Source organism: Shewanella sp. 1180_01 (assembly GCF_052850535.1).
Genome location: NZ_VXCT01000020.1, coordinates 32,279 through 45,438 on the forward strand (window position 1 = coordinate 32,279; position 13,160 = coordinate 45,438).

General features: G+C 48.8%; 10 protein-coding genes. 5 read left to right on the forward strand and 5 right to left on the reverse strand.

All coding sequences use genetic code 11. The features are described from left to right. Positions 1-62 precede the first annotated feature (62 nt). The 4 genes from FW758_RS12145 (at position 63) to FW758_RS12160 (ending at position 3,268) form a co-directional block, all read left to right on the forward strand. Positions 63-734, forward strand: a complete 672-nt coding sequence (locus tag FW758_RS12145; protein ID WP_261273048.1) for a YceH family protein — start codon at positions 63-65, stop codon at positions 732-734. 238 nt (positions 735-972) lie between these two features. After that, complete coding sequence (locus tag FW758_RS12150) at positions 973-1,803, forward strand: ABC transporter permease subunit (protein WP_446445515.1); 831 nt, start codon at positions 973-975, stop codon at positions 1,801-1,803. Further along, complete coding sequence (locus FW758_RS12155) at positions 1,800-2,711, forward strand: ABC transporter ATP-binding protein (RefSeq protein ID WP_446445516.1); 912 nt, start codon at positions 1,800-1,802, stop codon at positions 2,709-2,711. Before FW758_RS12150 ends, FW758_RS12155 begins: the two co-directional genes overlap by 4 nt. Before the next feature lie 263 nt (positions 2,712-2,974). Next, on the forward strand, positions 2,975-3,268 hold the full coding sequence (locus tag FW758_RS12160) for an HU family DNA-binding protein (protein WP_259511687.1): 294 nt from the start codon (positions 2,975-2,977) through the stop codon (positions 3,266-3,268). A 172-nt stretch (positions 3,269-3,440) separates the two neighbouring features. Here the strand turns inward: FW758_RS12160 and bioD are convergent, their stop codons facing one another. The 4 genes from bioD to bioB form a co-directional block, all read right to left on the reverse strand. Continuing rightward, a complete protein-coding gene (bioD, locus tag FW758_RS12165; RefSeq protein ID WP_446445517.1) occupies positions 3,441-4,181 on the reverse strand; it encodes a dethiobiotin synthase in 741 nt (246 codons plus the stop codon). 174 nt (positions 4,182-4,355) lie between these two features. Further along, positions 4,356-5,540: a methyltransferase domain-containing protein gene (locus tag FW758_RS12170; RefSeq protein ID WP_446445518.1), complete on the reverse strand. Its 1,185-nt coding sequence runs from the start codon at positions 5,538-5,540 to the stop codon at positions 4,356-4,358. A gap of 64 nt (positions 5,541-5,604) precedes the next feature. Then, positions 5,605-6,825 carry an aminotransferase class I/II-fold pyridoxal phosphate-dependent enzyme gene (locus FW758_RS12175; RefSeq protein ID WP_446445519.1) on the reverse strand — a complete coding sequence of 407 codons (1,221 nt, stop codon included), beginning with the start codon at positions 6,823-6,825 and terminating at the stop codon, positions 5,605-5,607. A gap of 209 nt (positions 6,826-7,034) precedes the next feature. Continuing rightward, the gene (gene bioB, locus FW758_RS12180) at positions 7,035-8,087 is read right to left on the reverse strand and encodes a biotin synthase BioB (RefSeq protein ID WP_446445520.1); all 1,053 of its coding nucleotides are present in this window, start codon (positions 8,085-8,087) and stop codon (positions 7,035-7,037) included. 122 nt (positions 8,088-8,209) lie between these two features. Between bioB and bioA the strand changes: the two genes are divergently transcribed. Then, positions 8,210-9,592 carry an adenosylmethionine--8-amino-7-oxononanoate transaminase gene (bioA, locus tag FW758_RS12185; protein WP_446445521.1) on the forward strand — a complete coding sequence of 461 codons (1,383 nt, stop codon included), beginning with the start codon at positions 8,210-8,212 and terminating at the stop codon, positions 9,590-9,592. A gap of 27 nt (positions 9,593-9,619) precedes the next feature. Here the strand turns inward: bioA and FW758_RS12190 are convergent, their stop codons facing one another. Then, positions 9,620-13,060, reverse strand: a complete 3,441-nt coding sequence (locus FW758_RS12190; protein WP_446445522.1) for a hybrid sensor histidine kinase/response regulator — start codon at positions 13,058-13,060, stop codon at positions 9,620-9,622. Between the last annotated feature and the right edge of the window lie 100 nt (positions 13,061-13,160).

The following is a 13,160-nucleotide window of genomic DNA, read 5'->3' on the forward strand; positions in this document are numbered from 1 at the left end:
TCCTAGGATATTAAGCATGGCTCTGTTATAAACAAAGCCATGCTTTTTTCTTTGGAGCTTATATGGAACTCACGTTACACGAAGCCAGAGTCATCGGATGCCTGCTTGAGAAAGAAATCACTACCCCTGAGCAATATCCACTCTCGCTAAACTCTTTGACCTTAGCCTGCAATCAAAAAACCAGCCGCGAGCCGGTACTCGAACTCAGCGAAACCCAAGTGCAAATCGCCGTTGACTCCCTTAATCGGAAACGTTTGATCAGCGAACAGTCGGGATTTGGCAGCCGCGTCGTTAAATACAAGCACAGATTCTGCAATACCGAATTCAGCGAACTGCAACTGTCCCCCGCCGCACTCGCCATCGTCTGTTTGTTGCTATTACGTGGCCCACAAACGCCGGGAGAATTGCGCACCCGCAGCAATCGCCTACACGAGTTTAAAGACGTGATCGAAGTGGAAGATTGCATCCGCCAATTGATGAGCCGCGAAAAACCTTTCTTAAAACAGTTGCCCAGAGAAGCCGGTCGCCGTGAATCCCGTTATGTGGAATTATTCTCCGCCGCCTCATCGCAACTCGAAACTGCGCAGCCCGAAAGTGCGAGCCATACCGTCGCCCATGTCGCTGTGTCTTTGGATGCTAAGCCGCTTGAATTGACTAAAAGAGTGACCGAGCTTGAGCAACAAGTGGCTGAACTGACGCAAAAACTTGATGAGTTAATTGCCTCATTAAGCTAATCGCCTTTTTAAGCGAATCGTAGCGTTGTTTAACTCGCTTTTAATGCTGGAACCTAGTCTGTATGTTATAGCAGGATGCTTTGATCATATGTTTGAGAGCATCAATAGGAAGTCGAAAACCGATTGAATACAGTGCCATTTGGGCAAAATGGCACTTATGGACTAATTCACTGTCTACCCAAGGGTAAGAAACTTAACTGCCCCAGAATCATAGCGCCAAGAATAATAGAGACAGCACATGACCAATAATCCACCCAGCAGTTTCAACAACATGCTTATCATCGCCATGTTTGAACTGCGCAAATTTTTATTTAATACCCGAGGGATCATCGCCTTGGTCGCCTTTGGTTTAGTGTGGGGCGTACTCCTGCTTTATCCCATTCAAAGCGCATCGGCGATGTTATTGCAGCCGAATGTGAAAGATGTCATCGACAGCTTATTTGGTGCCAATACCCTCAATGTGCTCTTTGAGTGGCCCGTGGCCGAAATGGCGGTGTTTTGGTGCTTTGCGCTGTATTTGTTCCCAATGTTCAGTATTTTGATCGCCGCCGATCAGTTCTCCTCCGATAAAACCCGTGGCACGCTGCGTTTTTTAACCATACGCACTAGCCGTGACAGCTTATTGTTCGGGCGTTTTCTCGGCCAAATCCTGATCCAAGGCTTGCTGATCCTATTGACGATTATCGCAACTGTCGCCCTCGCACTCAGCCGTGACAGCCAGCTCTTTTTACCGGCGTTAACCTCTGGCGCCTTAGTTGGCCTTAACCTCATCATAGTGATCTTGCCCTATACGGCAGTGATGACCTTATTGTCCCTGTATGCGCGCACGGCACGCCAAGCTATGGTGTTTGCGACCATTTTATGGACAGTGATTTCCATCACCATCATGTTTTTAGGCAGCCAATCTAGCGTATTGGCACAGCTGCAATGGGTATTACCCGGTGCTCAGCTGTCGGACATGCTCAATACAAATGGACTCAACAGCTTAGCTTATGCTCCGATTCCACTGATCCAAACCGCTGCGGCCCTCTTGCTCGGCAGAATTTATATGCAAAGGAGCTCGCTATGAGTCTGATCCAATGCCAAGGGCTGTCGCAACTTTACGGCAGCAAAAAGGCGCTGAATGATGTTAACTTCAGCCTAGAAGCAGGTGCGCCCATCGCCCTTGTCGGTCCAAATGGCGCGGGTAAAACCACGCTTTTCAGTCTGTTATGCGGCTATTTGTCGCCAAGTGCAGGGACAATAACCCTGCTCGGTGAAGCGCCTAATAGCCCTAAACTTTTAGGCAAAATTGCCGCTTTACCCCAAGATGCGGTGCTCGATCCCAATTTGACCATTGCTAGCCAGTTAAGCTTTTTCGCGCGTCTGCAGGGCATGGGCGTAGAACAAGCCAGACAAGAGGCCATTCGCGTATTGACCTTAGTCGATTTGGCGGATGTCGCCGAGCAAAAACCACCAAGCCTCAGCCACGGTATGAGTAAACGTGTGTCGATTGCGCAGGCGCTGATTGGCTCGCCAGAGTTAGTGTTATTAGATGAGCCGACGGCGGGACTCGACCCTGCCAACGCGAAAAAAGTCCGTGAACTGGTTAAAGCCTTATCGCCCACCACGACTTTTATGATCAGCTCCCATAATCTCGATGAGCTCGAAAAGCTGTGTGATCAGGTGTTGTATTTAGATAAGGGCCAACTGAGCCAAGCCGTGTCTATGCATGCATCGACCGGCAGTGATTACCTGACGTTAACCATGCAAAGCTGTGACAGTGAGGTGCTGCAAGCGGAAGTGGCGAAACTGGCGGGCGTGATGAATGTCAGCTCAAAACAGAGCAATGTGTTTATTATCCAACTCGCAACGGATGAAGAAAAAGCACAGAGCAGTGATATCGAAATGCGCCTATTTGCCCTGTTTAACCAACATAAGTGGCAATACAAGATGCTGCTGAAAGGTCGTACCTTGGAAGAAACGCTCTTTTCATAGGCGAGCTTTAAAAAGTTGGTATCTCATCAGCCAGCTGTTGAATAGTGTTACTCATGGCTTAAGCGCAACACGCCTTGCGCTTAAGCCTTTTAACTCAGTCTTTAGGCCACTCAACACTGACAAACTGCTGCTCACTTTCGCAACGCTCAGCCACCAAAAGCATCACAAGTCTGTCAATAAAACACCAATCAACCGCGCTAAGCTAGCTATGACTTTCAATCTTAAGGCGAGCTTGTTATAACTCCCCTTCGATTGAACCTAAGCTGACTTCAGAGGTATCTATGAACAAAGCACAACTTATCCAACGTATTGCCGCCGAGCTCAATGCATCGCAAGCGAGCACTAAACCTGTGGTTGAGCAGATTTTGCAACAGATCCACATCGCCTTAAGCGAAGGCGAAAAAATCTACCTGCCACAATTTGGCACCTTTGAATTGAGATACCATGTCGCTAAAACGGGCCGTAATCCACAAACGGGCGAAACCATCGAAATCGACGGCTACAATCAGCCCAGCTTTAAAGCCTCAACGGCATTGAAGCAACAGATCAATCGCTGATAGCGACGCTTAGCGTTAATGTGCAGTCACTCATTTGCGAACATTAATCGGCAGCCTTGATAGAAATAAGCCTCACCTAATGTGAGGCTTATTTTTTGTCTAAAGACATTAGCGGTAACGCTTAGCGGAAAACATTAAGCCGCTCAGCGGCTAAACATTAGTTAGGCACTGCCTATGCATTAGCCTCTGCGCTTTGAAAAAGCGGCGAAGTATTAAGGTAATCGGCGGCATTTTCAGCACTGGGATCATCAAGAAAAGGCACACAGCCGAGGAAAGGCGCTGACATCATCTCTTTAAGGCTCGCCAAGTTTTCCGCAAACATACTCATATTCGGGTCGACACAATTGGCGACCCAGCCCGCAATCTTAAGCCCATCGGCCAGTATTGCCTCTTGAGTGAGCAGTGCGTGATTTAAGCAACCGAGCTTCATGCCCACCACGAGTATCACTGGCAGTTCTAATCTCTGTACCACTTCCGATAAATATCGGCCTTCGCCTAAGGGTAAACGCCAGCCACCCGCGCCCTCAATCAAGCAAAAATCCGCTTGAGCAAATGCCGCTAAATCCAAACTTTCGAGAATAGCTTCAGGTGCTAAGCTCACGCCCACTTGGGCGGCAGCAATATGCGGCGCAATCGCAGGTTCAAAGGTAAAAGGATTAATGACAGGATAAGTAAGTTTCAGCGACGATGAAGTCATCAACTGCAGTGCATCGGCATTACGCAAGCCTTCGGAGGTTTGCGCGCAGCCAGAGGCGATGGGCTTAACGCCTAAGGTCGACAGCGTATTAGACGCCAAAATACTCACAGCCGAGTCAGCACTGGCTATCGCGCCCAAACGGTTTACTGCGGTTAACAGCGCCGATGAAACTAAGGTTTTACCACTGTCGGTATCTGTACCTGTTACAAAAAACATATTAGGTCCTTATCTGTCGCTACTGAGTGGTCTTTATGAAATACACTCTGGATGAAGCTAAAAGCAACCAATCCATAAATCTACACACTAAAGCCGCTCACCAATGCTAAATATATTTGCATGATGATTGCTGTAGCTGAAACACTGCTTTAGCTTAAACATAGCGCGAAACTGTTATATCCCGCGCCGAGCACGTATCTGCACTATCTGATAGGTTAACGGTAAACCTTGGGGTACACGTAAAGATTCGGCTTTGGCCTGCATTGCCAGCCAATCTTGGCGACCACGCAGCCGCGGAGCTAAATCTGCAGTGGCTATTGCACCAGCAACTTCTCCTGCTGACTGAATCGTTGAACTATCTAAACTGATTGAATTGGCTAAACTGATTGAATTGGCTGAATGGGTTACACTGGCCGATTGCACCGAGGCGCCCACCCCTTTGATGGAATAGAGTAATGCTTTGAGAGTATCAAAATGCACTGTCATAGGAATGAGCTGCACCTCTAAGAACTGCCATGTATTGAGTTTAAATGCGGTTTTTAGCGCCTCCAGTGTCGAAAAGTCATTCACTCTTAAGCCTAATTCGGCCAATTGATTCAAACTCCCCTGCGACACTAAGCTCAAATGACACTCGCCATCCGGCTTTAGCACCCGTGCCATTTCAGCTACCGCGGCGGGAAAATTCGCACACCACTGCAAAGCCAGATTCGAATAAATCACATCGATGCAACCATCGACAAAGGGTAAACACTCGGCATCGGCACAAACGCCGTGATAATCGGGATAAGTTTGTTTTAGCTTGTGTAACATGCCAAGGGCGATATCCACGGCAAACACAGCTGTCGGTGGATTTTGTATCGAACCATGCGCAGAGTGACGCTCTGATTGATACCCTGATTGATGTGCCGATTCATTATCAGAGTGATGTTCAGATTCATTATCAGAGTGATGTTCAGATTCATTATCAGAGTGATGTTCAGATTGATGCGCATAGTGATACGCCGAAAAATCGGTCCCAGGGCCTGCGCCAATGTCTAACAGATGACCTTTGGCGGTAAACTCACTGAGTAAACTGGCCGCGCTCAGACGCTGTAACTGATTATGGTCTTGATAACTATGGGCCGCAGCGGAGAATCGTTCAGCAATCTGAGCACCGTGAACATTGGATTCTTTGTCAATTGCTCTTTTTCCAACAGCTGGTTTTTCAAAAGCTTGCATTACAGCAGATTCGCTCACACTCAACTCGTAAGGTGTTAACTCGCAAGATTTGGACTCACTCGACTTGGGCTCACTAGGCTTGAGCACGTTAGAGCTTGATTCACTCGCCTTGGGCTTGCTGGATTTAATCGGGCTTGGCATTGCAGTTAACACTCAACCATAAAAACTTAAAATTCAATAGAATAACGCGTTCTATAGCGTACATTTATCTGTGATCATCCGTAGCTTGTCGTTCAGTCACAAGCGGCACACCGACGCGACTGAGCACTTGAGCTAATTGCGCAACACACGTTGCGATATCTTCCGTGGCGTGGGCTGCCGTTAAAGTAATACGTAAACGCGCAGAGCCTACAGGCACGGTCGGCGGGCGAATCGCGCCAACCCAAATTCCTGCAACCCTTAGCTCCTCGGCCACTTGCAATGTTTGCCGCGCATCCCCAATGATCAGCGGCTGAATCGCGGTATCTGAACCTAAAAGGGGTACATTCGCCTCAAGGCATAACCGTTTGAATAGCGTGATATTCTCACGCAGTTTTTGCTGTAACTCGGGATGTGCTGTGCTGTACTGAGTCGCGGCTAAGGCTAGCGCCGCATTGGCGGGCGATAAAGCGGTCGAGTAAATATATTCGCGGGCGTTACTGACCAAAAAATCGATCAGCGCCTGACTCCCCAACACGGCCGCGCCTTGGCAACCTAAGGCTTTACCAAAGGTCACCACTTGCACATCGATAAGCTTGGCGGCCTCTGCATTGTGATAGCCATCGAGCACCGCAAAACCATGGGCATCATCGACAATCAACCAAGTATGATGTTGGCGACAAAGCGCCGATAACTCAGAAATCGGCGCGCAATCTCCGTCCATGCTAAACACGCTTTCAGTGATTAACGCCGATGTTTGATTTCGAGCGAGTAACCGCTCAGCGCTTTCTGAGGAATTGTGTAAAAAACGTTTCAGCTGCGCGCCACTATCTTGCAAACCATCAATAATGGAGGCATGTACGAGTTTGTCGGCAACCACAATATCGTGCTGATCAAACAGGGTTTTCATCAGCGCCGTATTAGCACTAAAGCCTGAGCAAAATAATAATGCCGCTTCATGTCCCGTTAAGGCGCAAAGTTCACGCTCCAGCGCCAAATGTGCGTCACTGTAACCTGTCACTAAGGGCGATGCGCCGCTGCCCACACCGTAGGTTTGTGCGCCAAGGTGCAAGGCCTCAGCGAGCTCAGGTACGCGGGATAAACCTAAATAATCATTACTGCTGAAATTGATATAGGCGCGACCTTCGAACACAAAGCGCGGACTCGAAGTGGATGCGTTGGTGTTAAGGTCATGATCGACACTCAGCACTTTACGTTGTCGCAGTAATCCTTGCTCACGCAAAGCGTGCTGACGGGCGACAATTTTAGTCTCAAGCAGAGAACTCATCGATGTAGCCTCAAGCATGACTGTCTCAAATATGACTGTTTCAACAATGGTCTCAACAATGATTACCCTATGAGCGTTCGGTTCTAGACGGTTGCCTTAGAAATGGAGCACAATGAATAAGCCTATCAGCCGCAGTCAAAACAGACTACGACCAACAGGATTGACATGTTATTCAACGATGTGCGTCAGATGACATGAACTCAGTATTCTTACAAAGCACCCGCGTCATAGAATTGTGCCGATGACTTATCTTGATAGGCCGCCGCTTTGGCTAGAACAGCACTTTCTTCTTCCAATTTTGCCGCAGCGCCCTGTTCTGGGCGTAAGCCTAAACGTCGGAATAGCCCCATATCATCGCTTTCTTCTGGGTTTGGCGTGGTCAGCAATTTACAACCGTAGAAAATCGAGTTGGCGCCAGCAAAGAAACACATAGCCTGCAGTTCATCACTCATATTTTCGCGCCCCGCCGATAACCGCACGCGCGAAAGTGGCATTAAAATACGTGCCACGGCAATGGTACGCACGAACTCGAGTGGATCGAGATCGTCAAGCTTCTCAAACGGCGTGCCCGCCACTTTGACTAACATATTGATCGGTACTGAATCAGGATGCTGGGGTAAATTGGTCAGCTGTTGCAGTAAGCCTGCACGATCCGTCGCCTTTTCACCCATGCCGACAATCCCGCCAGAACACACTTTCATGCCAGAGGCACGCACATGTGTCAGGGTATCTAAACGATTTTGATAGGTACGAGTGGTGATCACATCGCCGTAGTATTCAGGCGAAGTATCTAAATTGTGGTTGTAATAATCTAAGCCTGCGCCAGCTAAATCGTTCGCCTGCTCTTCAGAAAGCATGCCAAGCGTCATGCAGGTTTCCATGCCTAAGGCTTTGACTTCTTGTACCATTTGCTTAAGGTACGGCATGTCTTTTTCTTTCGGGTTACGCCAAGCGGCGCCCATACAGAAACGAGATGCCCCCGCGGCTTTAGCACTGCGCGCTTCGGTCAGCACAGTTTCCATTGCCAGCAAACGCTCTTTCTCTAAACCTGTGTCATAACGGGCGCTCTGTGGGCAGTATTTACAATCCTCAGGGCAAGCACCGGTTTTAATCGATAACAAGCGGCTAATTTGCACTTCATTGGGATCGTAGACTTCACGGTGAATGCTGTGGGCTTTAAATAACAAATCATTCATCGGCAGCGCAAATAAGGCTTCGATTTCTTCCCGCTTCCAATCATGACGAACTTGCAACTGCGACATTGAACACCCTTTTTATTCTGTCTTTTATCTTGGCTAGGATAACCTCAGCCCTTAAACTGTCAACGCCAACCAGTGAACTCAGTTTACTACTGGCTACTTTACCACCAACCTAGTGAGCATTTATGCGCAATTTACTCGATTTTGATTTTGATAGCGCCCATATTTGGCATCCTTACACCTCAATGACCCGTTCTCTTCCTGTTTTTGGTGTACATAGCGCAAAGGGCTGCGAGCTCGAACTCGTCGATGGCCGCAAGCTAGTCGATGGCACTAGCTCATGGTGGGCCTGCGTGCACGGTTATGCGCATCCCGAGATATTAACCGCGATGGAAAAACAACTGCATCAGCTGAGCCATGTAATGTTTGGCGGCATCACCCATGAGCCCGCCATTGAACTGTGTAAAAAACTTATCGCTATGACCTGCGAGCCGCTGACGAAAGTCTTTTTATGCGACTCTGGCTCTATCTCAGTGGAAGTGGCGATCAAAATGGCGCTGCAATACTGGCAAGGCCAGAGTTTACAAGGTAAGTGTTTGCAAGGTCAAAGCTCGCAGGAACAAATCGCACATCAAGATCTACCGCTAAAACAACGTATTCTTACCGTTAAGAAGGGATATCACGGCGATACCTTTGCCGCCATGAGCGTGTGCGATCCCGAAGGTGGCATGCACACTATGTTCGGCGATGCGGTCACTAAGCAATCCTTTGTGCCTGCACCACAAACCGCCTTTGGCGAAGCCTTACAAGCCGATGATTTAACAGCAATGCGCGACATATTAAGCATTAATCACCATGAGATTGCCGCTGTGATCGTAGAGCCGATCATGCAAGGCGCAGGCGGAATGCGTTTCTACAGCGCAGATTATTTAGTGGGTCTTCGTGCCCTGTGTGATGAATATAATGTGCTGCTTATCCTTGATGAAATCGCCACGGGTTTTGGCCGAACCGGTAAGCTGTTTGCCTATGAACATGCCAATATTACCCCAGATATCTTATGTTTAGGTAAAGCGCTAACGGGCGGTTACATCAGCCTAGCAGCAACGCTATGTACCGATAACGTCGCCCAAGGAATCAGCCAATCTCCCGCCGGCGTGTTTATGCATGGGCCGACGTTTATGGGTAACCCGCTGGCCTGCGCGGCCGCGTGTGCAAGCGTAGACTTAATCAATCGCAATGAATGGCAAGCGCAAGTGGCCGCTATCGAGCAGCAAATGCGCTTAGAACTTAAGGATGCGATTGATTTACCGAGTGTTAAGGACGTGCGAGTCCTCGGCGCTGTCGGTGTGTTAGAGATGCATGATCCCGTCAATACCGCAGAGCTACAGCAACAATTTGTTGATTTAGGGGTGTGGGTTCGCCCCTTCGCTAACCTTATCTATATCATGCCACCCTATGTGATTAGCTCGGCGCAATTAAGCCAACTCACCGGTGCGATGAAGCAAGTGGCAGCAGGTATTCGCGCATCATCAAACAGTGCCGAGCCACAGCTTATCAGCCACGGCTAACCATGGCTGATGCTTTTTGAGCGAAGCTTATTTTACTAAACTGGAAATCAATGCACGCAGCGCGGCAGGTTTTATCATTTTCGCCATATAGTGATAGCCGCGGCGTTGCACATCTTCCACCAGCTCTTTACGGGTATTGGCGGTGATCAAAATGCCGGGCAAGTCTTTGCCATACAGGGCACGAATACCGTCCATCGCATCGACGCCATTTTGGCCATCATCTAAGTGATAATCGGCGAGCACAATATCGGGCGCGACGCCTTTCAGCCCCAGCTTAATGCGTGCATCGGATAAATCTTTGGCGCAAATAACCTCACATTGCCAACGACTTAATAGACTTTCTAAGCCAGCCAGAATCGCCTCTTCGTTATCGATACACAGCACTTTGATACCCGATAATGGCTGCAACAGCGATGGCAACGCCTTCACTTGTGGCTGGCGTACAGTCTCCCCGAGCGGCACACAAATGGAGAATACCGAGCCGCGCCCTAAATGGGACGAGACTTGAATACCGTGTTCCAGCACTTTACTAATGCGATCGGCAATGGCTAAACCTAAGCCTAATCCGCTGACATTGTTGCTCTTAAGATTATTCAGCCGTTTGAATTCTTTGAAAATCTCTTGGGTTTCTTTTTCATCGATACCACAGCCTGTGTCTAATACTTGGATCTCAAGGTAATGACCCCGATGGCGACAACCAAATAACACTCTGCCACCACGGGCGTAGCGGTAGGCATTGGTTAAAAAGTTTTGTAGGACACGGCGTAATAGCGAAGGATCGGAATTAACGGTCGCGCTGCATGGGATCATCTTAAAACGGATTTGGTTGTCCGCTGCCATCGCTTCAAATTCAACGGATAAGCCATTGATCAGTTCTGAAATCGCAAAGTCACGCCGATTAACATCTACCATGCCAGAATCGAGTTTAGAGATATCCAGCAGATCGGTAAGCAACTCGCCGGCGATCTTAAGCGAGCTGTTCACATGGGATAAGGTGGTTCTGGCCTCGCGATCTAAATTGGGATACTGAGATAAAGATGCGGTAAACAGCCGCGCGGCATTCAGCGGCTGCATTAAGTCATGGCCAACGGCGGCCAAGAAGCGACTCTTCGAGGCGTTGGCTATTTCTTCCTGCGCCTTAGCCTCGAGTAACTCACTGTTCAACATGGCTAATTCGTAGGTACGTTCGTTAACGCGGCTTTCTAAGGTTTCATTGGCCTCGAGCAGCGCGCGCTCCTGCTCGCGATACTGAGTAATATCGGTAAAGGTCATCACAAAGCCACCGTCTGGCATGGGATTACCTTGAATTTTAATCACTTTACCGTCCCTGCGATGGCGCTCAGAAGTATGCGGCGTGCCATTACGCATGTGCTGCACCCGCTGTTCAACCTGCTGTTCGATTTCCCCTTCACCGCAATAACCCCGCGCCGCATTAAAACGGATGACTTCGCTGATGGGCATGCCCTGCTGCAAGAATCCATCGGGATATTGGTACAGCTCCACATATTTATAATTCCAAGCTACTAAATTGAGATCGTTATCTATCACGCTCATGCCTTCATAGGCGTGCTCAATCGCGCCGCGCAGCATGTCTTGGCTAAGCATAATTTTCGATGAAGCTTCATCCACTAGACTGAAGACTTCATCCAGCGCCAAATCACGCCCTTGCAGCACAGAATCCATCACCAGCGCTGCGCTTGAGGCGCCGAGTACGCCCGCCAATAAACGTTCCGTGTGGAAAATCAGCTCAGGCGGCGCAGCTTTATGCCAACTATCACTTTTTACTGCATCAATAGAGAAACGGCTAAAACTCTCGTAGGCGCGTGTTGGGCTGACGAATCGACTGGCAAGAATAAGCAAATCCTGCTGTGAAATCGGACCATTTTTCTTATTGGCGCTGTTTTTCAACTTGCCAGGGCTCACAAAAGCACTGGCCTGAATACGCTCGGCCACACCCGCCCTAAACCAAATCGACCCCAAAATATAACAGGCGATATTGGCAAAAAGTGCCGTCAGCGCATCACGCACATTGGGCGTTATCGCATCTAGCAGGCCTTTCTCGCTCGCGACGCCAGACAAGAACACCGATGAACTTTGCACATCTGTCATGCCCTGCAACATGATGTAAAACCACAGCGTAAAGCCCACGCCGAGCCCTAAAAATACCCCAGCACGATTGCCGTGTTTCCAATAGAGTCCGCCCACTAAGGCAGGCGCTAACTGAGCAAAAGCCCCGAAGGACAACATGCCGAGATGGGATAAGGAATCACTGTCCGCTAAGGCCAGATAACTGCCATAACCTAAGCCAAGAATGATCACGATCGCCAAACGGCGGGCATTGAGCAACAACTGCGAGAACTGGCTGAAGTTTTTCTCGCGGATATGGCCCGTGCGCAGCATCACGGGCACTAGCCATTCGTTACTCACCATCACACTAATAGTCACCACCGCCACTATCACCATGCCGGTTGCCGCCGAAAGTGTGCCCAGCAGTGCAATCACCGCCAGCAAAGGTTGATCTAAAGCGAGTGGTAGATTAATCACATAGGTATCGGCCGACACAGAATCGCCGAGGATAATTTTCCCTGCTAAAGCGAGCGGTCCAACGAATAAACCAAAAAGCGCTAAATAGATGGGAAATAGCCAACGTCCTTTCGACAGCACAGACTCATCGGCGCATTCCACCACCATCACATGGAACTGCCTTGGCATACACAAAAACGCCGCCATTCCGACAAGTAACTCAGGCATTAAAGCTTCGATACGGGGATTGGGATAATTAATCAGCGACTGCGCATTCGCCTGCTGCCAAATATCCCCAAAACCATCGAACACCCCAAAACTAATGACGACGCCGACCAATAAAAATGCGGCGAGCTTCACCAGAGACTCAAAGGCAATCGCAAGCATCATGCCGGGATTGTGCTCGGTGGCATCGAGTTTGCGGGTACCAAATAAAATGGCAAATATGGCTAATAAAGACGTGATCAGTAACGGAATTGTCACGCCATCGAGGGGATCGTTTGCGGGTTGAAACAGGTTAAGGCTGAACACCATAGCCTTAAGCTGCAGGGCGATATAGGGCATGATGCCAAACAAGGCTATTAAGGTGACTAAGGCGGCTAAGGTTTGAGATTTGCCGTATCGGGCGGCAATAAAGTCGGCCACTGAGGTGATATTTTGTGCCTTAGACACTAATACCATCTTGCGTAACATGCCAAAACCTAAGGTGAAAATAAGAATGGGGCCGATAAAAATCGGTAAAAAAGACCAGAGATCCTTAGCCGATTGGCCGACTGTGCCTAAAAAACTCCACGAGGAACAGTAAACCGCTAAGCTCAGGCCATAAATACCGACCTGTAGCTTTTTGGTGATCCGGCTAAACCAACGCTCCGCCCCCCACGCTAATAGGAATAAAAGCGAGACATAACAGACGGCAATAACGGCGACGACTAAGGTTAAATTCATACTTTGCTCTTTTTTCTGATTATTGTGCGATAAAACCTGTCTAAAATCTAGCCGAATTTTTAATGCAACAGACTAAATATAAAGGAAAATTTAAAACTAG

Bases quoted from the DNA above. Each gene is read 5' to 3' on its own strand.
- FW758_RS12190 (WP_446445522.1), bottom strand. From the start codon at position 13,060: ATGAATTTAACCTTAGTCGTCGCCGTTATTGCCGTCTGTTATGTCTCG.
- FW758_RS12145 (WP_261273048.1), top strand. From the start codon at position 63: ATGGAACTCACGTTACACGAAGCCAGAGTCATCGGATGCCTGCTTGAG.
- bioB (WP_446445520.1), bottom strand. From the start codon at position 8,087: ATGTCGCAGTTGCAAGTTCGTCATGATTGGAAGCGGGAAGAAATCGAA.
- FW758_RS12170 (WP_446445518.1), bottom strand. From the start codon at position 5,540: ATGCCAAGCCCGATTAAATCCAGCAAGCCCAAGGCGAGTGAATCAAGC.
- FW758_RS12155 (WP_446445516.1), top strand. From the start codon at position 1,800: ATGAGTCTGATCCAATGCCAAGGGCTGTCGCAACTTTACGGCAGCAAA.
- bioA (WP_446445521.1), top strand. From the start codon at position 8,210: ATGCGCAATTTACTCGATTTTGATTTTGATAGCGCCCATATTTGGCAT.
- FW758_RS12150 (WP_446445515.1), top strand. From the start codon at position 973: ATGACCAATAATCCACCCAGCAGTTTCAACAACATGCTTATCATCGCC.
- bioD (WP_446445517.1), bottom strand. From the start codon at position 4,181: ATGTTTTTTGTAACAGGTACAGATACCGACAGTGGTAAAACCTTAGTT.
- FW758_RS12175 (WP_446445519.1), bottom strand. From the start codon at position 6,825: ATGAGTTCTCTGCTTGAGACTAAAATTGTCGCCCGTCAGCACGCTTTG.